The sequence below is a fragment of the Methylosinus sp. R-45379 genome (assembly GCF_001644125.1).
GTDB lineage: Bacteria > Pseudomonadota > Alphaproteobacteria > Rhizobiales > Beijerinckiaceae > Methylosinus.
Genome location: NZ_LUUM01000251.1, coordinates 18,635 through 39,814 on the forward strand (window position 1 = coordinate 18,635; position 21,180 = coordinate 39,814).

The 21,180-nt window shown below is 63.2% G+C and carries 19 protein-coding genes; 13 read left to right on the forward strand and 6 right to left on the reverse strand.

Going from position 1 to position 21,180, the window contains the following annotated elements:
* Positions 1-46 precede the first annotated feature (46 nt).
* Positions 47-2,236 carry an ATP-dependent RecD-like DNA helicase gene (locus tag A1351_RS12230; RefSeq protein WP_064033103.1) on the reverse strand — a complete coding sequence of 730 codons (2,190 nt, stop codon included), beginning with the start codon at positions 2,234-2,236 and terminating at the stop codon, positions 47-49.
* Positions 2,226-2,582: a WGR domain-containing protein gene (locus tag A1351_RS12235; RefSeq protein ID WP_064033104.1), complete on the reverse strand. Its 357-nt coding sequence runs from the start codon at positions 2,580-2,582 to the stop codon at positions 2,226-2,228. Before A1351_RS12235 ends, A1351_RS12230 begins: the two co-directional genes overlap by 11 nt.
* A 285-nt stretch (positions 2,583-2,867) precedes the next feature.
* On the opposite strand from A1351_RS12235, the gene A1351_RS12240 reads away from it, so the two are divergent.
* The 9 genes from A1351_RS12240 (at position 2,868) to A1351_RS12285 (ending at position 14,696) form a co-directional block, all read left to right on the forward strand.
* Positions 2,868-3,782, forward strand: a complete 915-nt coding sequence (locus A1351_RS12240; protein ID WP_245291642.1) for a DUF3991 and TOPRIM domain-containing protein — start codon at positions 2,868-2,870, stop codon at positions 3,780-3,782.
* Positions 3,779-4,708 (forward strand): hypothetical protein, encoded by a 930-nt coding sequence (locus A1351_RS25355; protein WP_198162381.1) that lies wholly within the window; start codon positions 3,779-3,781, stop codon positions 4,706-4,708. The genes A1351_RS12240 and A1351_RS25355 overlap by 4 nt, the downstream gene beginning before the upstream one ends.
* Positions 4,692-6,809 carry an ATP-dependent helicase gene (locus A1351_RS12250; protein WP_245291643.1) on the forward strand — a complete coding sequence of 706 codons (2,118 nt, stop codon included), beginning with the start codon at positions 4,692-4,694 and terminating at the stop codon, positions 6,807-6,809. The genes A1351_RS25355 and A1351_RS12250 overlap by 17 nt, the downstream gene beginning before the upstream one ends.
* Before the next feature lie 185 nt (positions 6,810-6,994).
* Positions 6,995-9,268, forward strand: a complete 2,274-nt coding sequence (locus tag A1351_RS12255) for an adenosylcobalamin-dependent ribonucleoside-diphosphate reductase (protein ID WP_064033125.1) — start codon at positions 6,995-6,997, stop codon at positions 9,266-9,268.
* Between the two features lie 36 nt (positions 9,269-9,304).
* Positions 9,305-10,009 (forward strand): hypothetical protein, encoded by a 705-nt coding sequence (locus A1351_RS12260; protein ID WP_064033107.1) that lies wholly within the window; start codon positions 9,305-9,307, stop codon positions 10,007-10,009.
* Between the two features lie 449 nt (positions 10,010-10,458).
* Positions 10,459-11,196, forward strand: coding sequence for an ETX/MTX2 family pore-forming toxin (locus A1351_RS12265; protein WP_064033108.1), 738 nt, complete (start codon positions 10,459-10,461; stop codon positions 11,194-11,196).
* 428 nt (positions 11,197-11,624) lie between these two features.
* A complete protein-coding gene (locus A1351_RS12270; RefSeq protein ID WP_064033109.1) occupies positions 11,625-12,482 on the forward strand; it encodes an alpha/beta hydrolase in 858 nt (285 codons plus the stop codon).
* 1,169 nt (positions 12,483-13,651) lie between these two features.
* Entirely contained in the window at positions 13,652-13,870 is a 219-nt protein-coding gene (locus A1351_RS12280) for a hypothetical protein (RefSeq protein ID WP_198162383.1), read from the forward strand.
* Between the two features lie 82 nt (positions 13,871-13,952).
* Positions 13,953-14,696, forward strand: a complete 744-nt coding sequence (locus A1351_RS12285; protein ID WP_245291644.1) for a hypothetical protein — start codon at positions 13,953-13,955, stop codon at positions 14,694-14,696.
* Positions 14,697-14,725: 29 nt separating this feature from the next.
* Here A1351_RS12285 and A1351_RS12290 read toward each other — a convergent pair whose 3' ends face one another.
* A complete protein-coding gene (locus tag A1351_RS12290; RefSeq protein WP_064033113.1) occupies positions 14,726-15,082 on the reverse strand; it encodes a helix-turn-helix transcriptional regulator in 357 nt (118 codons plus the stop codon).
* A 178-nt stretch (positions 15,083-15,260) separates the two neighbouring features.
* On the opposite strand from A1351_RS12290, the gene A1351_RS12295 reads away from it, so the two are divergent.
* Both A1351_RS12295 and A1351_RS24770 read left to right on the forward strand, forming a co-directional pair.
* On the forward strand, positions 15,261-15,512 hold the full coding sequence (locus tag A1351_RS12295) for a hypothetical protein (protein WP_245291645.1): 252 nt from the start codon (positions 15,261-15,263) through the stop codon (positions 15,510-15,512).
* Between the two features lie 602 nt (positions 15,513-16,114).
* On the forward strand, positions 16,115-16,291 hold the full coding sequence (locus A1351_RS24770; protein ID WP_157096290.1) for a hypothetical protein: 177 nt from the start codon (positions 16,115-16,117) through the stop codon (positions 16,289-16,291).
* 181 nt (positions 16,292-16,472) lie between these two features.
* Here the strand turns inward: A1351_RS24770 and A1351_RS12305 are convergent, their stop codons facing one another.
* The gene (locus tag A1351_RS12305) at positions 16,473-17,765 is read right to left on the reverse strand and encodes a cytochrome P450 (protein ID WP_064033116.1); all 1,293 of its coding nucleotides are present in this window, start codon (positions 17,763-17,765) and stop codon (positions 16,473-16,475) included.
* Positions 17,725-18,372, reverse strand: a complete 648-nt coding sequence (locus A1351_RS12310; protein WP_083967301.1) for an acyl-homoserine-lactone synthase — start codon at positions 18,370-18,372, stop codon at positions 17,725-17,727. Before A1351_RS12310 ends, A1351_RS12305 begins: the two co-directional genes overlap by 41 nt.
* 82 nt (positions 18,373-18,454) lie before the next feature.
* On the opposite strand from A1351_RS12310, the gene A1351_RS12315 reads away from it, so the two are divergent.
* Positions 18,455-19,234, forward strand: a complete 780-nt coding sequence (locus A1351_RS12315) for a LuxR family transcriptional regulator (protein WP_064033118.1) — start codon at positions 18,455-18,457, stop codon at positions 19,232-19,234.
* 519 nt (positions 19,235-19,753) lie between these two features.
* Here A1351_RS12315 and A1351_RS12320 read toward each other — a convergent pair.
* Positions 19,754-20,239 (reverse strand): MucR family transcriptional regulator, encoded by a 486-nt coding sequence (locus A1351_RS12320; RefSeq protein ID WP_064033119.1) that lies wholly within the window; start codon positions 20,237-20,239, stop codon positions 19,754-19,756.
* Positions 20,240-20,344: 105 nt separating this feature from the next.
* On the opposite strand from A1351_RS12320, the gene A1351_RS12325 reads away from it, so the two are divergent.
* A partial coding sequence (locus A1351_RS12325) for an ArdC family protein (protein WP_245291646.1) occupies positions 20,345-21,180 on the forward strand: 836 nt, incomplete at its 3' end.

Genomic DNA, 21,180 nt, shown 5'->3' on the forward strand with positions numbered 1-21,180 from the left:
CAGCGTCTCGGGCTCGCCGCAAGGGCACAATAGTTCCTCGTCGAGATCAACGAGGATCCAACCACTCCCTCAGCTTCGTCCATCTCTTTCTACCGGAGCCGCTTCTCACGGCGATCGCCAGCGCCCGGCGCTGACCGACGAGAACGACGAGACGCTTGCCGCGCGTGACCGCCGTGTAGACGAGATTGCGCGCCAGCATGGTGTAATGCTGCGTCGCCAGCGTCACGACGACGGCAGGATACTCCGAGCCCTGCGATTTGTGGATCGTCGTCGCATAGGCCGGGACCAAGGCGTCGAGCTCGCCGAACGGATAGTCCACCTCGCGTCCGTCGAAGCTCGCGACGAGCGCGCCCTCGACCTCGTCGATGCGCACGACAGTTCCGAGGTCGCCGTTGAACACGTCGCGATCGTAATCGTTCTCGATCTGCATGACCTTGTCGCCCGGCGCGAAGATCGAGCCGAATTTCTCCACCTTCGCCGGCGGGTCGGGATTGAGCGCCTTCTGCAGATCGACATTGAGCGCTCGCGCGCCGAGCGCGCCGCGTTGCATCGGACAGAGCACCTGAATGTCGCGGATAGGGTCGAGACCGAAACGCCGCGGAATTCGATCTCGGACGATCTCTACGACCTTGGCGGCCCCTTTCTCGGGATCTTCGGCGTCGACGAACCAGAAATCCGAATCCTCACCGCGCCGCGGCAATTCCGGCATTTCGCCGCGATTGATCCGATGGGCGTTCACGATGATGCGGCTTTCGGCGGCCTGCCGGAATACTTCGGTCAGGCGTGCGACCGGGACGGCTCCGGATTCGATGATGTCCGCGAGCACTTGGCCCGGTCCGACCGACGGCAATTGATCGACGTCGCCGACCAGCAAGAGCGCCGATGGCCCGGGGATCGCCTTGACGAGCGCGTACATGAGGGAAGTGTCGACCATGCTGGTTTCGTCGATGACGAGCAGGTCGCAGTCGAGCGGATTGTCCGGACCCCGCCGAAATCCGCCGGTCTTGGGATCAATCTCCAACAGACGGTGGATGGTCTTCGCCTCTATGCCGGTCTGTTCGGCCATGCGCTTGGCGGCGCGGCCGGTCGGCGCGGCGAGCAGAATTTTCGTTCCCTTGGCGACCAGAATGCGCAGAACCGCGTCGATCAAGGTCGTCTTGCCGACGCCGGGACCGCCGGTGATCACGGCGACTTTGGAGCGGAGCGCCATCTCGATCGCCGCGCGCTGCGACGGCGCTAGGGTCTTTCCCGTCCGCTTTTCGACCCAGGGGGCGGCCTTTTCCACGTCGATCTGCGGCCAGGGCGGCGCGCCTCGGAGCAGCGCCCGCAGCCGTTCGGCGACGCCGCGCTCGGCGGTGTGAAGCCCGCGCAAGAAGATGCAGGGCTCCCCGTCGATCGTGTCGCCGACGACTTCCGCGCCGGCGAGCTCGTGATCGAGCGCCGTCCGCACGATCGCCTTGTCGACGTCGAGCAGCTTGACCGCGAGCGTGAGCAGGCGCTCGATCGGTAGGCCGCAGTGACCGTCGTCGGTCGCCTCCTGCAGCGCGAAGGACACGCCCGCGCGGACGCGCTGTGGCGCTTCTTTGGTGACGCCCATCTTCATGGCCATGGCGTCGGCGGTCCGAAAGCCGATCCCTCGAATGTCGCGGGCGAGCCGATAGGGATCCTCGGTCATGATCCGAATGGCGTCGAAGCCATAGGTCTTGAAGATGCGCACCGCTCGCGAAGTCCCGACACCATGCGAATGCAGGAACACCATAATGTCGCGCACGGCCTTCTGCTCGGCCCAGCCGGAGGCGATCTTATTGGCGCGAAACTCCCCGATCCCGGACACCTCCCGCAGCCTTTCCGGCGCCGCTTCGATGGTTTCGAAGGCCGCCACGCCGAATGCGGCGACAATTCTCGCGGCGAGCTTGGGGCCGATGCCTCGGACCATCCCGGAGCCGAGATATTTTTCGATGCCTTTCGCCGTCGTCGGGGGCGTCGTCTTCAGAAAATCGGCTTTGAATTGAACCCCATGAGTGCGATCGGTGATCCAGACGCCGACAGCGTGAATATATTCACCGGCCGAGATCGAGGCGGCGTGGCCGACGACCGGCACGAGGTCGCGCTTGCCGCGCGCTTTGACCTTCAGAACGGCGAATCCATTCTCCTCATTGTGAAAAGTCACGCGTTCGACGGAGCCGACGAGCGTTTCCCGCGACGCGGCGGCATCCGATGGCCGTTCAGGCTTCAAGGCGAGGCCCCGCCGCTTCGAATTTCATCGGGTCGCTCGATATTCTGAGCGTCGCCAGCAGAGGCAGCGCCGCCGGCGACGCGTCGATGACGCGATATTCGACCCCGCAGCGGCGAATGGCGCCTTTCCGGCGGCGCAGGCCGTCGCGCACATAAGCGCAGGCCTCGTCCTCCGACGAGAATTCTCGCGCAAAAGTCCGCCCCCGGCAGCCGATCCGGCCGAAGGACACGCGCACCATCCATTTTCCGAACAGATCGCGCCCGGCTTCGACGCGCCAGGCCCGATGGCGGTTCGCCTCCGCATTTCGGCCCTGCAACAGGATCGCGATCTCGTCCATCGCCGCCATGCCGGCCCTCCACGCCCGCCCGCTTCGCATTCGCGCACAAGTGAATCACGAATGGGAATCCGGAGCAAAGGAAGAGGGAACATGGCTACCGCTAGCGCCGGCCACGCCGACAAGGGTTCGTCGCCGAGCTCCCGCGCGTTCCGCGCGCCCTTGCGGCGCGGCCGCCTCGCGGTCTGCCGACGGTGTTTTGGGAAAGGAAAAGGAGGAATCGAAGTCTCCGGCCCTTCCCGTGAAACTCGAAGGGAGCGCCGAGAGACCATGAGACATGACGAGGAGATCGAAATCTTGCGCGCGCGCACGAATTGCGCCGCGCTGCTGGAGCGCTCGACGCCGCCATGGCGGCTCGACCGCCGAGAGAGCACGAGGCATTGCCTCAAATATCGCCGCGGACGGGGAGAAATCCTGATCGTCAACCACGATGGCCGCGGCTGGTGGGATCCGCAGAGCGACGCGAAAGGCGACGTCTTCGATCTCGTGCAGCATCTTGAACCCCGCCTGAATTTCGGCGAGGTCCGCAAGGTGCTGCGCCGGTTCACCGGGATAGAGCCGAGTTTTCCGGCCGCCGACATTGAAAGGGGACGATCCCCCGATCTGCCGCTCCCGATCAGATGGGCGCGGCGCCCCCGGCTTCGGCGCGGATCGCCGGTCTGGCGATATCTCACCGACGAGCGCCGCCTTCCCCCGAGCGTCCTGGAGACGGCTCGCGCCGCCAACGTCGTGAGAGAAGGGCCATACGGAAGCGCCTGGTTCGCCCATCACGACGACCGGGGAGCCGTCACCCATATCGAAATCCGCGGACTGGATTTCAAAGGATCGGTGCGAGGCGGCGACAAGATCCTGTTCCGCTTGCCCGGCGGTTCGGAGCCGCCGACGCGCTTCGCCCTCGCCGAGGCGCCGATCGACGCGCTCAGCCTCGCCGCCTTGGAGAACATTCGCGCCGACACGCTGTATGCGGCGACCGGCGGTGGCATGGGACCGAAAACGATCTCTCAGATCGAGGCGATCGTCGCTCGCCTGGCACCCATCCCGGGCTCGCGCTTCTGCAGCGCCGCCGACGCCAATCCCGCCGGCGACCGCTACGCGGCCCGCCACCAGCTGATCGCCGCGGCCGCCGGCGTCCCATTCGAGCGACTGCGTCCGCCCGTCGAGGACAGCGACTGGAACGACATGCTCGCCCAGAGAGAAAGGACCACACCATGACATCACATCGCGCCTGGATGTTGCTCAAATCGGGCGGTCGGCTCGACCTGCTCGATCCGAAGCCGGACGCCTGGACCGACGAGGATCTGGCGATCGGCCTGTCGCGCACCTATCGCTGGGGCGGATATTCGGCATGGGACCTGCCGCTCAGCGTCGCCCAGCACAGCCTCGCCGTTCTGGCCCTGCGCGAACGCGAAGGAAAGCTCGCGCCCCGTGAGGCTCTGCGCGAGCTATTGCACGATGCGACCGAGGCGTTGGTCGGCGGCTTCGATCCGATCATGCCTTTGAAGCCGCATCTCGGCGAGGGCTTCGCACGGCTCGATCGGCGGCTCCAACAAGCGGTCGATCGACGCTACCGCCTGCCGCCGTGGACCGACGAGAGCTACGCCCTCCATAAGCGCGCAGACCGGCAGGCGGCGGCGAATGAAGCCTATCACATCGTCGGCTGGAGTCGCGACGACGTCAGATCGAGCCTGCAGATCACGCTCGATCCGCTCGACGACGACCCGTTGCCCTCGCCGGACGGCATGTCGCCCTGGGAGCCGTGGCCGCCGAAGCTCGCCAGCGCACTCTTCCTGCAAAGGCTCGGTGAGCTCGGCGACGCGATCGACGTCACCGACGCACTCGACGATAGCGCGATCGACCACACGCTCGCGCAACTGGCCGAAGCCTTCTCCCGGCTGCCCGAGGCGAAGCGCCGTCGTTGCCGACACATCCCGACCGGCAAACGGGGCCTGGACACGCTCGTTCAGGTCGAAGCCGATGACGGCTCGCAAATCGTCGAGGGCGTCGTCGTCGACGGCGAACGCAACGACACAGGCGCCTTCTACTTCGACAATCACTTCGTCGTCTTCACGACCATCGACACACAACGCGGAGAACTCATCCGCTGCAATGGAGCGAACTGCCATGTCGAGATACTCTGACGTCGATCCGCTCGCCGGCATGGAGGAGTGGGACCGCTTCGAGCCCTGCTTCGACGAACCGGCGGCCGAGCATAGCCCCTCCGCCGAGGCTTTCGACAGGATGGCCGTGACCCTCACGCCGGAGCAGGCGCGCGCGGCGGCGCACACGGGGGCGATCCTCGTCCTCGCCGGAGCCGGCACCGGAAAGACATCGACGCTGACGGCGGCGGTCGTGCATCGCATCGCCGTCGACCGCATTCCGGCTTCGCGCATTCTCGCCGTCACCTTCACCAACAAGGCCGCCGCCGAAATGGCGTCGCGCATCCGCGCGGCGCTCGACGGCCACGCGGCTCCCTCCTGGCTCGGCACCTATCACGGGCTCGCCGCCCGTCAGCTCCGTGACGCGCCGGAGATCGCGGAACTTCGGCCGAATTTCGACATTGTCGACGCCGACGACAGCCGCCGCTTCGTCAAGCGCGTCATGAAGGCGCAAGGCCTCGATGGCGAGGAGAGCGGCGACGCCAATGCGCGCGATCCGCTGAAGATGATGTGCAATCGCATCGCGAAGTTCAAAGACAATCTGATCACGCCGGCCGGCGCCGCCGCCTGGGTCGAATCCAAGATCGCCAAAAGCGATCGCTCCCGCGAACCGATCGATCCCCATGCGCTGCGCGCCGCGGCGCGCGTCTACGCCGATTATCAGCGCGCGCTGCGCGAGGCGAACGCGGCGGATTTCGGCGACTTGCTATTGTGGCCGACCCTGGCCATGCGCAAGGACGACGCCTATCGCGCGCGCTGGGCGTCGCGCTTCGACTGGCTCGCCGCCGACGAATATCAGGACGTCAATTTCGCCCAATACGCTTGGCTGAAGTCTTTTGCGGCGGAGCATGGTCGCGTATTCTGTGTCGGCGACGATGATCAGGCGATTTATGGATGGCGCGGCTCCGATATCGAGTATATCCGCCGCTTTCATCAAGACTTTCCGAGCGCTGAGCGGGTCAGGCTCGAAGAGAATTTCCGTTCGACCGGCCACATACTCGCCGCCGCCAACGCGGTCATCGCTCGGGACAAGAAGCGTCTCGGCAAGACGCTCTACACGCGAAAAGAGGCGGGCGACAGAATCGAGATCGTCGCCTATCGCGACGCCCAGGCGGAGGCCGCCGGCGTCGTCGAGGAGATGCTCGCCCGTCACGCCGAGGGAACGGGGTGGCAGGAGATCGCCATCCTCTATCGTAGCTCCTTCCTGTCGCGCGGCTTCGAAGAGGCCTTGATGCGCGCCCGCATTCCGCATGTGATCGTCGGCGACGTCGGCTTCTATCAGCGCGCCGAGGTCAAGGACGCGCTCGCGCTTCTGCGTCTCGCGGCGACGCCCGACGATCGTCAATCGGACGAGGCCTTCCGTCGCGTCATCAACGAGCCGCGCCGCGGCTTCGGCGCCAAGGCCATGCAAGCGGTCGAGACGGAGGCCTCCTTCCGCAACGTCTCGCTGCTGCGGGCGCTCGACACCGCCGAGCTGCCGGCAAAATGCCGCGCCGCCGGATTGCAGTTCGCAGACCAGCTGTGCCGGATCGGCGAGGACCGCTCGCACACGCTCGCCGATCAGATCTCGCTGCTGCTCGACGCGAGCGGCTATCGCACTATGCTGCGTGACAGCAAGGCTGAGAGTTCGGAGGATCGCCTCCAAAACCTGCAGGAGCTGATCTCACTCGCCGGCGAGTTCCACACGGCGCGCGAGCTCCTCGACCACGCAGCGTTGGCGACCAGTCGTCCCGGCGAGGACGAAACCGACCGCGTGCGCCTGATGACTCTGCACAAGGCGAAGGGCCTCGAGTTCCCGCATGTTTTTCTTCCCGCTTGGGAAGCCGGGGTGTTTCCCTCCGACTACGGGGACGGCGATGAGGAGCGCCGGCTGGCGTACGTCGCGCTGACGCGCGGAATGCGCCGCGTGAGCATTTCCTACTGCGCTTTCCGACGCGGCTTCGGAGCGCCGTCGCTCTTCGTCGACGATATCCCAGACGAGCACAGCGTCAGAGGACGCCTGCGCGATGCAGAGCGGCGACGTGGGGCGCCACGCCAGCCGATCAATTGGCGGAAGCTCCCGAGCCATTTGCGGAGGCCGTGAGCAAAGGCCGCAAGAAGGAACGAGAACCGAAAATCATTGAAGACACGAGTGCCGCCTGCGCGCCCATCGCCGCAAGGGGCCGTCGCCGAGGCTCCCGCGCGTTCCGCGCGCCCTTGCCCCGACGGGCGAGAGGCGGCCTTCGGGATTTTATCGGAGAAAACCATACAGTGCTCGAGGAGCAAATCATGAATATGATATCTGCAACCCCATCGCGCCCGATAGGCGCGACGCTGCCGGCGATCTCGCAACAGATTTGGGACGAAAAATACCGGCTGAAAACACCCGCCGGAGAGCCGATCGACCTGACCGTCGAAGACAGCTGGCGCCGTGTCGCCCGCGCCCTCGCGAGCGTCGAGAACGATCCCGAGCAATGGGAGCGAACCTTCGATTCGGCGTTGCAGGATTTCAAATTCTTGCCGGGAGGACGCATCCTCGCTGGGGCAGGGGTCTCGCGCCGCGTGACGCTCTTCAACTGCTTCGTCATGGGAACAATCGAGGACGATCTCGACGCCATCTTCTCGCATCTTCGTGAGGCCGCGCTCACCATGCAGCACGGCGGCGGCATCGGCTATGACTTTTCGACACTCCGCCCGAAGGGCGCGCTCGTCAAAGGCGTAGGGGCCGACGCCTCCGGTCCCTTGTCCTTCATGGATGTGTGGAATTCCATGTGCGGCACGATCATGTCGGCCGGCACGCGGCGCGGCGCCATGATGGCGACGATGCGCTGCGATCATCCCGACATCGAGGCCTTCGTCGCCGCGAAGGCCGACAAGACTCGCCTGCGCAATTTCAATCTCTCCGTCCTCGTCACCGACGCTTTCATGGCGGCTGTCGACGCAGACAAGGATTGGCCACTCGTGTTCGGCGGCGAGGTGTACCGCACGATCTGGGCTCGCGACCTTTGGGACCAGATCATGCGCGCCAATTTCAACTACGCCGATCCCGGCGTCATTTTCATCGACCGTATCAACGCCCGCAACAATCTCTATTATTGCGAAACGATCGCGGCGACCAATCCTTGCGGTGAGCAGCCTCTACCGCCCTATGGCGCGTGCCTCCTCGGCTCGAACAATCTCGCCAAGCTCGTGCGCGACCCCTTCACGGAGCGCGCCCACCTCGATGAGGGCGGCCTTGCACGCCTCGCCAACATTGCCGTGCGCATGCTCGACAACACGATCGACGTGTCGGAATTCGCGCTCCCCGAACAGAGGGAGGAAGCGCTGGCCAAGCGGCGCATTGGTCTCGGCGTCACCGGCGTCGCCGACGCCCTTGCCATGTGCCGGCTGACCTATGGGACGCCGGAGGCCGCCGCGATGGCGGCCCGCTGGAATCGCTTGCTCAATCGACACGCCTATATCGCGTCGATCGGTATCGCCAAGGAGAAGGGGGCCTTCCCGCTCTTCGACCGGGACGCCTATCTGGCCGGCGAGACGGTTCGCAATCTGGACGACGACATCAAAGCCGGAATCTTCGAGCATGGCATTCGCAACGCCTTGCTCACCTCGATCGCGCCGACGGGGACGATTTCGCTGTTCGCGGAAAATGTCTCATCAGGAATCGAACCGATCTTCGATCTCACCTATCTCCGCAAGACCCGCCAACCCGACAATTCCTTCGCCGAGCAGGAGGTCGAAGACTACGCCGTCCGCCTCTACCGCGAAAAATTCGGCGCCGATGCGGAACTGCCGGACTATTTCGTCACGGCGCAGACCCTGACGCCCGCCGATCACATTCGCATGCAGGCCGCGGTTCAGGACCACGTCGACGCTTCGATCTCGAAGACGGTGAACTGCCCGGCCGATATTTCGTTCGAGGACTTCAAGACGATCTACGTGGACGCCTATCGTTCCGGCTGCAAGGGCTGCACCACCTATCGACCGAACGCGATCACCGGCTCCATCCTGTCGACGACGCCGCCGGCGGTTACCTTTCCCGCAGCGCAGCCGCATCCGGCGATCACGCCGCGCGAGGAGAGACTCGCCGGCGCGACCTACAAGCTGCGCTGGCCGGAAAGCGAACATGCGTTCTATGTGACGATCAACGACATCGAAGAGGAGGGGAGGCGGCGGCCCTATGAAGTGTTCCTCAATTCTAAGTCGATGGAACATTACGCCTGGGTCGTCGCCCTGACGCGCATGATCAGCGCGGTGTTCCGACGCGGCGGCGACGTCGCATTCGTCGCGGAAGAGTTGAAGGCGGTCTTCGACCCGCGCGGCGGGCATTGGAGCGAAGGGCGCTATGTCCCCTCCCTCGTCGCCGCCTTCGGCTCCATCATCGAGCGGCACATGATCGATATCGGCTTTCTCGCTCCGTCTGAAGCGATCGTCGCGCACGCTTCCTACGAACGTCCGCCGGCGCGCGCCCTCGACGCAGTCTGCCCGAAATGCAGCCAACCGAGCCTTATCAAGAACGACGGCTGCCTGACCTGCCGTCACTGCGGTTGGTCGAAATGTTCGTGAACGTCCCATCGCCCGCCTCGTATTAGGAGACGTCTTATGAATGATTCGGACCTACGGCCGGGCTCGATCTTGGTCGAGCGGGACCGCCAGATCATCCCGGCGCGCCGCAAGTCTCAACGGGCGGGCCTTGATCGGAGCGAGCCGGTCAAAATCCTTCCAGGCGTGCCCGATCGCGCGCGCAGCGCCCATCTCTGGGTTCGACATCCCGAAGACTGGTACGTCGAGGAGAGCTGGGTCGATCATCGCTTCTTCGAAGAGGAAGACTTCGAAGGTTCGATCTGCGATCCGGCCTGTGGGCTCGGACGCATCATCGAGGCCGCCAGAGCCGCCGGCTATAATGACGTCTGGGGCGAGGACCTGGTTTCTCGATCCATGTTCTGTGATCGCGCCGTCAACTTCCTATCCGAGGAGGCCGGAGGGCGGGCGCCGGACAACATCTGTTGCAATCCGCCATTTCGAAAGTCGCGGGAGTTCGTCATTCGCGCGCGCGAGATCGCGAAGCGCAAGGTCGCGATGATCCTGCCTCTCTCCTGGATCTCCGGCGACCGCCGCTCCCGATGGCTGCAGCGAACATTTCCGCGGCGCGTTCTGATCATCACGCCGCGACCGTCCATGCCCCCGGGACCAGTCATTCTCGCTGGCCTGAAAGCGCGCGGAGGACGAACGGATTTCGCGTGGTATATTTGGGAGAGGGACTATGTCGGGGAACCATCCTTCGGATGGCTGAGGCGAAACCCATGATCGGCCCCGGCGGAAAGAAGCGACATTCTCTCACCGCACACGCCGCGCGATCCGCGTCGTCCAGCAGTTGCTGCGAACAGCCGGTCCTAGAAAATGCGGCAACGCCCGCCAATCCGAGTTCGACTCGTTGCTCGATCAGCTCGACGAATTGCACGACCTGCTTCAATGGCTCGACCGTAACAAGACGGATTTTCTCGCGTGGCGTGATGCGAAGCGAAAAGCCGAGAGAAGCTGACCAACATCAATGCCCTTAGCGCGACCATCGCCGCAAGGGTGCGTCGCTGCGCTCCCGCCAGAGCCGCGCGCCCTTGCCCCCCGCCGTTTCGACAAGTGATTTTCGCCACCGCCGGCAGATGCCGCCGCCGCTATCAAACGAGCGTCGCCGCTGAGCAAAGGCGCGACACTCGAAGCAAAGTCATTCGCAAATCAAGAATCGAAAGGAACATCCCATGACGCAGATCGACATCAAGGCCAAGTTGCAGGAGCGCTACGAGCGCGATCTTCCCAATGTCTGGAAGCGCATCCAGGATTATTACGCGTCCATCGGCCAGTCGTCGCAGCTCGACGGCTATGAGCTGGACCCGGCGGGCAATGTGGAGTTCTACGCCGACTATGGCGTCGCTCTCACCGACTTCACCTATGTGACGCAGAGCCCGACCTATGCGCCGCTCATCGCCTTCGATCAGAACTTTTCGAACTCTTCCACGGGCATGGACACGGTCACCGCCAGTTTCACCCGCTCGGAGACCGACACATTCACCTTCGCCTTCACCGAAGGATTGAAGATCGGCGCCAAGGCGACCGTGAAGGTCGGCATTCCGCTGATCGCGGACGGCAAGGCCGAGGTGAGCGGCGAGATCTCCTTCGGCGCGAGCCAGCAATGGACCAAGAGCGAGTCGCAGAGCTGGACATCGACGACGACGGTGCAGATTCCGCCGAATTCCACGCTCGAGGTGAAGGGCTTCATCCAGAATGCGACGATCAACGCCACTTTCACCGGCACGGCGACGGCGACCGACGGCAATGTCCTCGTCTGGTTCAAGAATGTCTCGACCGGCGGCTATTCGGAATGGCCGCTCCCCGTCACGGTGCTGCTGACGAAAGACCAGCGCTCCGTTCCGGTCGGCGGGACCTTCTCCGGCGTCGAAGGCGTCATGACCGTGTGGAACGTCCGCCCGGCCGCATGAGGACCCTCTCGCGCGGGACGCGGCGAGACCGCGCCCCGCGCCTCTCATACAGTCGCCGGCTGATTGATGCGTGGCGAGGCAAAACCCCACGCCCTCATCTCGAGGAGGCCCCGAAGGGGCCGTCTCGAAGGATGCAGAAAGTGCGGCGGAGTCCGTCAATCGGAATTCGACGCATTGCTCGTAGAGCTGGACGAGCTCCATGATCTCGTGATCTGGCTCGAGCTGCATCGGAGCGAATTCGTCGAGTGGCGCGCCGGACGAAAACACCGCAACGACGAATAGACGGCGACATCCTGTGGGAGCGCCGCGACAAGGGTCGCCGAGCTTTTCCTATTTTCACTTTCCTGTATCAAAGGCAAATTGGCGCCGAGATACCGGTTGGATTCTCGGCGCCTCGGTCATTCATTCGATAAAAGGGTGGCAGACAGATGAGATTTTTGCGCCCAGTTGCTTACGCCGCACTTGGCGCGCTCGCGCTTTTTCCGATCGCGCTCGTCGGCCTCGTCCATGCGCTGACGGCCCCCGCGCCGGCGACCGTAAATGCGCCCGACGATCTGCTCGTGACGCGCTTCACGCTCACCCCGAGCGGCGGCGTGAATGTCCAGGGTTGGTTCGTGGCGGGCGCACCGGAGCGCGGCGGCGTATTGCTCTTGCATGGCGTGCGCGCCAACCGGCTCGCGATGATCGCCCGAATGCGCTTTTTGAACGACTCCGGCTACTCCGTCGCTGCGATCGACTTTCGCGCGCATGGCGAGAGCACGGGCGACAAAATCACTTTCGGACAAGAAGAGAGCGCCGACGCAGCGGCGGCGCTCTCCTATATGCGAGAAAAGCTGGCGGGTCGAAAGATCGCCGTGATCGGACAGTCGCTCGGCGGCGCCGCGGCGCTCCTGGGACAGGGGCCGATCACGGCCGACGCCTTCGTGCTCGAATCCGTCTATCCCGACATCGATCGCGCTATCGACGACCGTTTAACGGCGCCTTTCGGTCCGCTCGGCCATCTCGTGACGCCGGCGCTGCTCGCCGTCGGGCGGACAATGACAGGACTCGACCCGGAGCTTCTGCGTCCGATCGACCGGATCGAGAAGCTCCGCGCGCCGGTGTTCGTCATTTCGGGCGTCCGCGATCCCAATACCCATATCGACGAAGCGCGGGAACTTTTCGCCCGCGCTCCAGAGCCGAAGGCCTTCTGGGCCGTGGAAGGGGTCGGCCACGAGGACATTTACTTCCGCACCAACGCCGAATATCGCCAGAGAATCCTGGGCTTTTTGGGCGAGCATCTGTGAACTTCGTTTGTCGGAGCTTTGGCGAGGCCCATCATATGGTCGAGGACGGCGTGGCCAACGCGCGCGGCTCATTCGGCGAGGCTTTAGGTTCCATAATCGAGATTATGCGCTTACACGTATCATGTTGAACTTATATACTATTCATCTTACTTTGGCGATTGATCGCCAAGGCGACGGGCAGGCTCGTCGGGTGGCGAGCGTACATAGGTCCCCGAGAAGCGGCCGCTTCCGCCGGCGGTTTAGGGTTCACGGCGACACTCGGCTGTTTCGCCGATCTTCGCTACGCGAGAGGCCGACGATTTCCAGGAGGGGCTCGGCGGCGGGCGACGCCTCGATGATGCGATAATCGACGCCGCACCGCCGAGAAGATCCCGCCCCGCCACGACGCTCCAGGCGCGGCGGCGCGTTCCTTCTGGGTTTTGTCCCTGCAGCACGACCACGATCTCGTCCGTCACCGCCACGCCAGTCTCCACTCGCCTCCATCCGCTTCGCATTCGCGTACGAGTGAATCAGGAATGGGAATCCGGAGCAAAGGGAGAGGAAGACATGGCTACCGCTAGCGCCGCCCGCGCCGACAAGGGTGCGTCGCTGCGCTCCCGCGCGTTTCGCGCGCCCTTGCAGCGCGGCCGCCTCGCGGTCGGCCGACAGCGTTTTGGGAGAGGAAAAGGAGGAAGCGACTCCGACCTCCCCATCGATCCGAAGGGAGCGGCGAGCATGAGACCTGACGAGGAGATCGAAGTCTTGCGCGCGAGCGCCCATTGCGCCGTGTTGCTCTAGCACTCGACGCCGCCCTGGGGGCTCGATCGCCGAGAGAGCACGGAGAACTGTCTCAAATATCGGCGTGGCAAGGGAGAAATCCTGATTGTCAATCACGGGGCCGCGGCCGGCGGGGTCCGCAGAGCGACGCGAAGGGGGACGTCTTCGATCTCGTGTAGCATCTCGATCTCGGCCTGAATTTCGGCGAGGTCCGCAAGGTGCTGCGGGAGAGAAGACGCTCGCGCGGCGAGAAAACCCCGCCACTCGCCATACCGGGCAGACGGGCGCGGCGGCCTCGGCTGCGGCGCGGCTCGCCGGTCTGGCGATATCTCGCCGAGGAGCGCCGCCTGCCCTCGGACGTGCTGGCCCGAGCCATTGCCGCCGATGTGGTGCGAGAGGGGCCATACCGCTGCGTGACCAACGAGCCGCGCCGCGGCTTCGGCGCCAAAGCGATGAAGGCGGTCGAGTCGGAGGCGTCGTTCCGCGGCGTCTCACTGCTGCGCGCGCTCGACACCGCGACGCTGCCGACGAAATGCCGCATGCGGTCCTGTCGATCGGCGACGGCTTCCGAACCATTTGCGCAGGCCCTGAGGAAAGCCGCGAAGAAGCAAGGAGGAATTCAAACTCACTGAAGACGTCTGCGCCGCCTGCGCGCCCGTCGCCGTAGCCCAGACGGTCTGCGGCGCAATGCTATGGATTTCTGCGTTTTCGAGTATGCGTTGCGAAAACCCCGGGACCTTCTCCCGACTACGATCTCACGAGCAGCGGCCGGACGGGATGCGGGAACATTCCGCCCGGCCTGACCACCACCCACGCTTTCGAGGAGCCTGGATCATGGCTGATTTTGAACATAGCACGACTCCGCCCGCCATCAGCTGGCGCGCCATCCTGCGAGGGACCGGCGCCTTGCCGTCCGGGAAGAGGACAGACGGAGTCCCGTCCGACGCCGCGCTGCAGCTCTGGCGGAACTGGCAGGCCAATCACACAGTGGTCGTCGCGCTGACACGCCAATGGCAGCGCATCGAAAAGAAGCTCATTCACACGGTCGGCATCCCCGAGGTCGCGATCCGCCTTTCCGGCGAGGCAGAGCCGAAAATCGCTCAATCTGTCGATGAGATCGAGGAACTGGTCGCGAACGAGCCGACGATCGAGAAAGAAGCGCTGATCGCCGCGTTCGACGAGCAGCAAAAGCGCTGGAACGAGGCGGCGGCGGCGCTCGGCTTCGACGCAGTGGACGTCGAACTCCGCGCCGCTCTCGGTAAGGAGCGCGATTTTGTGGTTTCGATCACGAAGACGAAGGCCGCCAGCCTGCCGGGCGTCGCGGCCAAACTCGCTATCCTCATTCAGCTCGGCGAGCCGAGCCCGACGGATGCGGAGTTTCCTTGGCCGGAACTGCGTTCGGCCCTGGCGGATATCGCGCGGCTGGCGTCGCCGGAAGCGACAGTTTTGCCGATGTGATCCTCGTGCTCGGGTCTATGGTCGCTCGGCTATGGACCCGGTTTCTTTCGAGCCGCACCCCGCCTTTGCGCCGGCGCCTCGCTTTTACGAGCTGGCTTCGCGCCTTTCTTGGGCTGCGCCTTCGTGTTCCCGCTTGCGGGCGATGTCGCAGATGACGATTTCGTCTCCGCGCTTTCGCTCGCGGGCCTCAGAAGCTCGAGCGCCGGGATTCCGAGAGCGTCGGCGAGGCGGCCGACGACGTCGACCGTCGCCGAATAGACGCAGCGTTCGATCGAGCTGATGTAGGTGCGGTCGAGCTCGGCCCGATGGCCGAGCTCCTCCTGCGACAGGCGTTGCGCCCGTCGATATTTCCTCAGATTGCGCGCCAGCGTCTCTCGCATTTCCATGACGAGAACCAGCCAGCTTGAAGAGTATTTATCTACGGAGTATACTCTACAAACGGTAGCCGCTGGTTCGAGGACGCGAATCGCCGGCGCGGCAGAGGGGGCGAGTCCGTAAACGACCGAGAGTCCGAATATGCGTGAGAAGCATCTGGGTCACGTCGTCTCTTTGGCGACGATTTTGTTGAGCACGCGCGAGCAGTTCGCTCGCGCGCTGCGTGACGCAGCGATGGCGAGCATCAGAGCGAGATCGAGAGGCGCAGGTTTCGACCAGCCGATCATCTCCCGCTACTTCCTCGAATCGCACGTCGACGACGCTCTCTATCTGATCGGCAGAGACGGTCTCGACTCGCTCGAGAGCAATGTCCGCTTCGCGGTCGACGAAATGATACGAGAGGCATTGGAAAACCTGAGAATGCGGCCAACGGACAATTAGTCGATCGCGTTCTCGGTACGCTGGCTACGGCGTGCGCATTGCGTTTGCGCCATCTCCGACTCCTCACCGTCACGTCGGGGCATATAGGCGCCGACGTTTCCTCGCCAGCAGCACGGTGTCGATCGCATTTCATAAGAATCTGTTTCAGGAGCACCCGTCGTGGAAAGACGAATAACTCTCACCGACATAGACCGCCCCGGAGAGGCGCTCGAAGTCGACATCATCGCTGTCGACGAGACGTCTTTGACGCTCGCGGTGCCGAACACATCCGTCCAATTTCGATTATTTCGCCACAGCCGCCAAGCTCTCTACCAAGGATCGTTGGGTGGCCGGAGCTTCTGCTTTGTTCCTCATGCTGTCGAGGCTGGAAAGACCGCCGCGAAAGCAAGAAAATAGGGCATCCGGCGAAGTTTGCGTCTCGTGCTCGATCCGGCAATGTCAAAGTTGATTGCGGTGCAATCATTGCCTATTTTCCCGATGACGCCATCCTCGGATGGCCATTGTGGCATCGCAACCCACTCGCCGTCTGGACATCAGGCCAAGATGGAGGCCAGGACGCCTTTCGTGCGTTGCCGAGATGCGTATATCGGGAGCATGCCCGGATGAAGGTCGGGGCCGCGCTCTATTACGTGGCCTCGATTGTGGTCGAGGCGGGCGATGCAATGGCGCTGATGTCGACTGGCCGTCACTTCTATTCCTCGGGGCCACTGGCTCAGAGCCGCGCCGCTGCTTTGCCCGATGCTATCGCGGATGAGAAGGCGGGGGACCGCCGCTCCTAGAGCGGCGGCCTTTCTATGCGGGAGCCGACGCCTGCCGGCTCCTTTTCGGCGAGTCCTACGATCGCAGTTCTGACGAACACCCGGACGTCACGTCGGTTGTCGGCAATGAGATTGTAAGCCTCCCACAGTTTCAGAATCGCTTCCTCATGCTCGCTTTTATGGGCGCGCGATCCTTTCTTCGTCATGCTGCGTTCTTTCGTTCAGCGGTCGGGAGACCGCGCGGGCGCACCCGCATCCCGATGCTCGGCGGCACCAGGGTGATCACCGGCTTCGGCGGCGGCGCGGGGATCTGCGTTGTGACCGTCGCCTCGAGCGCTGCGGCGAAATCCAGCGCCAGGAGTTGAAGCTCGAGCATCGCGACGCTCAATCCGACGCAGGCGCGCGGCCCGACCCCGAACGGCATGTAATGGTCGCCGGCGAACTCTCGATCCATGTCGAAAGTCTCCGGTCGGACCCAGTATCTCGGGTCGCGGTGGTACTGCCACGGCGAGATGACGAGCGACGTTCCCTTCCGAAGCCGGACCCCGCCCACTTCGTGCTCACATTTGGTCTCGCGCGACATGTAATAGGTCGAAGGATAGAGTCGGACGACCTCTTGAACGAACGCCTTGCTCACGGGCGCGCGCCGGATCGAGGAGGCGGTCAGCTCGCCGGTGTCCGTGACGACCTCCCTCGCCTCCTCGGCGAGCCGCGAGGCGATCGCCGGGTCGATGGCGATGTGATAGAGCGTCCATGCCATCGCCGTGCCGCTGGTGTGATGGCCGGCGAGCAGCATGAGCAGGATTTCGTCTCGCATCGTCTCGTCGTCGAGGCCGATTCTTTCATAGGTCCGGATGAGGCTGGCGTCCGATGCACGACGCCGCGTCTTCTCGACGATCTCGGCCATCGTCGCGCGTGCGGCGGCCAGCTTGCGCTTCTTCCGAACGTAGTTCCAGGGCAGATCAGGAAGCACTTGAAAGACCTTCGCGGCCAGGTCGTCCTCGGCGAGCGCGACCGCTTCTGTCATGGCGCGTTCATCGTCCGGTGTGAGAACGCCCTTGCCGAAGACGAGGGAGGCGATGATGCGCAGCGCCAGGGTGGCGGTCGCCTTATGCGCCTCGAATTCACCGGCGCGGACCATTTCCGCGATCCATTCCGTTATCGCGCTGCACATGATCGGAACGTAGGGGCCGCCCACACCCTGAGCGAATTCGCGGTGGACCGCCTCACGCCGCTGGCGGTGTTCCGGCCCGCTGATCGTGAGCATGCTACGGCCGATGACCTCGCGCAGCTTCCAAATCAGCTTTCCCTTGTCGAGGACCGCCTCGTCGGCTTTGAGCACGGCTTTGGCCGTCGTCGGGTCTGCAACGAGATAGACCGGATCGAAGCCGACTTTGAGCTCTACGAGCGGCGCCGTCGCGTTTGCGCCCTTCTCGAGAAAGAACCCGAGCGCATCACGCTGAAATGCGGGAAGGTCCGAAAATCTGCGAAACATCACGAATCTCCAGTTTTTCGATGAGAGACAGGAAACGGTGGAACTTGGGGCTGGTCTGCTCCGCGAGGGGAATTTCGCCGGCGACCGCTGTGAGCGGCAGGCCGTTGCGACTCCTGCCGATGACCTGTGGCGCTCCGTAGCGAACAGAGCGAATGCCCAGCATGGAGAGGAACCGCTCATAGGTGAGGTCGGCGACGGCCACCAAGCCTTTCGCGCCCACTCGCAGAGCGAAGTAGATCATCGCCGCATAGTTCATTTCGGCGTGACGAATTCCGACGTCCGGAACGACCCCGAAACGGCTGATTTCCCAGAACTCGCGGCTCTTCGGATACGGCCGCAGTTTCGAGAGTTCGGGGAACACGGTCTCGCCGAGATACGGCTGATCGGCGCGGATTGCCCGGAACATTCCGACAAAGCGGCCATGATTGTATAAAACAGAGTAGATCGTATCCGGATTATCGAAGCGGTCTTGCTCGCCGTCCGAAACGATCTCCAAGTCCCAATCGTATATATCGACGAATAGTGCTTTGCGGAATGCAAATATGTCTTTCACAAGTCTCTGTTCGTCTTTCGCGCGAAAGTACATGACTGAGTAACTACTTTGCATCGCCTCGCCCCCTGCTTGCCAGCGGGTGAGGTGTCACACGACGCTGTTACTTGTGCTACCCTGGGATTCCAGGGGTTTAGCAATGAACAAACTCGAAGAGCATCTGGCCGCGATCGAGAGCTGCGTCACGATCGGCGAGGTGCGAGCGCGACTGCACGGGATCGCGCAGCACTATGGATTTGAGAGTTTTTCTTTTGTCGACGTGGGCGATCCCGCCAAAGAGGTCCCGTTCTTCATCACGACAACGAACCAGAGCTGGGACCAGGATTACCGCTCGAACAACTTCGTGCATGTGGACCCGATCTTGCCGGTCGTGCGGCGTTCGAACCTTCCGTTTCTTTGGAGCGACATTCCGCCGCCGGAGCGGCGCGGCAAACGCAAGCCGGGCGGACAAAAAGTGCTCGAGGCCTCACGAGATCATGGCTTTCAAAACGGTCTCGTTATTCCCATCCATACGACTGACCGAATCGGGCGCGTCGCGAGCGCTTCGTGCGTCTTTTTTTGGAAGGATGAAGCAAGGAAGCTCGAGTTCGCGCTCGCGGGCGGCAAACATGATCTGCATGTCGTCGTGCTGTACAGCGCTCAAAGGATCATCGACATTATGGACAAGCAGAATGGCCGGGTCGAACGGTACGGAGGCCGTGGCGGACGGCTCCTGCCGCATGGCCAACTGACGGATCGCGAGCGCGATGTGCTCGCGTGGGCCGCACGAGGCAAAACAATGTCCGAGACGGCAGAGATATTGGGAATCTCGGAATCGACAGTCGAAGAATATGCGCGTGGGGCTCTGCGGAAGCTCGATGCCGTAACGAAGTCGCAGGCTGTCGCTAAAGCGATATATGGTGGCCTGATCGATGTGTGACCGAAGCCATCAAGAATAACGCGATCGAACCCAATTTTGAAGCTGGGAATGAATCCAATTGGAGCAGGCGGGTTCTTGCTGCGCTAGATCGGACAAGACCCTGCTGACCCCATCTTTCGCCGCATCGATGCTCAATTCTCCTCGTTCGAGCAGAGTGTCCGTATTTTCGATAGTTCTAGCAACGACTTGCCGAACGTCGGGATCGATGTGAGCATTTTGATGCATGATAGCCCTTTCGATGACCAAAATGTATTATTCTATGCTGTTGAAAAAATAAACCCCGCCGAAAAAGTCGGCGGGGTCGCCTCGATCGCGCTTGCGGACTCATGGGATTGTTACGGTCGACGAGCCGAACGTTCGCTCGATCAGATAGCGGGCGATTCCGCTGAGGCCGAGCGCGAATCCGACCGGCCCCGACGCCGCATCGGCCGGCACGAGCGCGACGCCGAGTTGCGATCGAGCCAGTGTACATCCGGCGCTGACGAGCGGCGCGACATGATAGGCATCATTGCTCGCCGGTTACACTTTTTTCTTGGTCGTGCGACCGCGCTTGACCGGCGCGACGGCGACGGCCTTCTGGCGCGGTGCGGCCTTCTCGCGAAGCTGACCGAGCCCGATCTTCTTTGCCATTTCTGATCGCTGGGCCGCATAATTTGGCGCGACCATCGGATAGTCCGACGGAAGATTCCACTTCGCCCGATATTCCTCCGGACTCATGCCGAGCGCCCTCAAATGGCGTCGTAGCGATCTGAAGCTCTTTCCGTCTTCGAGACATATGATGAAATCGGGTGTGACGGACTTGCGGATCGAAACAGCCGGCTCTCGTTTCACCGCTGGCGTCGTCGGGTCGATCGACGCTTTGCCGAGGTTCTCCAGCGCACCGCGCACAGCGTGGATCAGCGAAGGCAGATCTCCGATCGGCAGGGAGTTATTGGCGACGAAGGCCGCGACGACCTCGGCCGCGAGCGTGGTCGAACGAGAAGGTTCTGCCTCGGAAGTCGTCATTCGATTTTTCCTCGAAGTTCATGACGAATAAGATTTCGTAACTATTGGACGCTCCACGACACTGGCGCAAGCGCTTTCGATGACTTTTCCTCGAAGGCGTGTCGAATGGATTGTTCGTCGCGAGACGCAGAGCGGATGTGCCGCCTGATAGGCGGCGCATGCAGAAAATACCGACAGCCGAAGAACAAACAGACCGACAGCGCGAAGCGCCGTTCCCGCATGCGCGTCCGCCGCCGCAAGGGTAAAGGCGCGCGCGCCCGTTCTCGCCGCGAGCGGCGAGCCCGCCCTTGCCCCGGCCGCCGTGATGCGGGGCGTCGAGGTTCGTTCCGAGACCAGAATGGAAAGGACGAACCAATGAGCGGTTTCAAGAAGAGCCAAGCTCGCGCGCCCGCGCGCCGCGATCACTATCGCGAAGTGACGGATCGCATCGTCGCTGCGCTTGAACAGGGCGTCGCCCCTTGGCGCCGACCCTGGAACCCCGACAAGGCCGCCGGTCCGCTCTCGCCGATCAACGCCACGACCGGACGCCGGTATCGCGGGATCAACGTGCTCTTGCTGGGTATGGCGCAATTTTCCTTCGCGAGCGGCGATCCTCGCTTTTGCAGCTACAGGCAGGCGAAGGATAGGGGTTGGCAAGTGCGGGCCGGTGAGAAGGGCGCGACCATATACTTTTACAAGAGCCTATGCGTCGAAGATCGCGACGCGCCGGCGGACGGCGAGGAGCATACGCGCAACATTCCGCTGCTTCGCTCCTTCACTGTTTTCAATGGATCGCAGATCGACGGTATTCCCGAGTTTGTGCCCCCGACGATCGAAGAGGCGCCGTGGCGTCGATTCGAGGCGGCTGACATCATTCTGCGCAACAGCGGCGCCGTCGTTCGCATTGGCGGCGACCAGGCCTTCTATAGCCCGTCGACCGACCATATTCATTATCTAAACAG

Excerpts from the sequence above, each read along its gene's own strand:
- A1351_RS12305 (WP_064033116.1), bottom strand. The coding sequence starts at position 17,765 with ATGTTTCGCAGATTTTCGGACCTTCCCGCATTTCAGCGTGATGCGCTC.
- A1351_RS12270 (WP_064033109.1), top strand. The coding sequence starts at position 11,625 with ATGAGATTTTTGCGCCCAGTTGCTTACGCCGCACTTGGCGCGCTCGCG.
- A1351_RS24770 (WP_157096290.1), top strand. The coding sequence starts at position 16,115 with ATGAAGGTCGGGGCCGCGCTCTATTACGTGGCCTCGATTGTGGTCGAG.
- A1351_RS12255 (WP_064033125.1), top strand. The coding sequence starts at position 6,995 with ATGAATATGATATCTGCAACCCCATCGCGCCCGATAGGCGCGACGCTG.
- A1351_RS12285 (WP_245291644.1), top strand. The coding sequence starts at position 13,953 with ATGCGTTGCGAAAACCCCGGGACCTTCTCCCGACTACGATCTCACGAG.
- A1351_RS12235 (WP_064033104.1), bottom strand. The coding sequence starts at position 2,582 with ATGGCGGCGATGGACGAGATCGCGATCCTGTTGCAGGGCCGAAATGCG.
- A1351_RS25355 (WP_198162381.1), top strand. The coding sequence starts at position 3,779 with ATGACATCACATCGCGCCTGGATGTTGCTCAAATCGGGCGGTCGGCTC.
- A1351_RS12290 (WP_064033113.1), bottom strand. The coding sequence starts at position 15,082 with ATGGAAATGCGAGAGACGCTGGCGCGCAATCTGAGGAAATATCGACGG.
- A1351_RS12310 (WP_083967301.1), bottom strand. The coding sequence starts at position 18,372 with ATGCAAAGTAGTTACTCAGTCATGTACTTTCGCGCGAAAGACGAACAG.
- A1351_RS12320 (WP_064033119.1), bottom strand. The coding sequence starts at position 20,239 with ATGACGACTTCCGAGGCAGAACCTTCTCGTTCGACCACGCTCGCGGCC.
- A1351_RS12265 (WP_064033108.1), top strand. The coding sequence starts at position 10,459 with ATGACGCAGATCGACATCAAGGCCAAGTTGCAGGAGCGCTACGAGCGC.
- A1351_RS12260 (WP_064033107.1), top strand. The coding sequence starts at position 9,305 with ATGAATGATTCGGACCTACGGCCGGGCTCGATCTTGGTCGAGCGGGAC.
- A1351_RS12250 (WP_245291643.1), top strand. The coding sequence starts at position 4,692 with ATGTCGAGATACTCTGACGTCGATCCGCTCGCCGGCATGGAGGAGTGG.
- A1351_RS12315 (WP_064033118.1), top strand. The coding sequence starts at position 18,455 with ATGAACAAACTCGAAGAGCATCTGGCCGCGATCGAGAGCTGCGTCACG.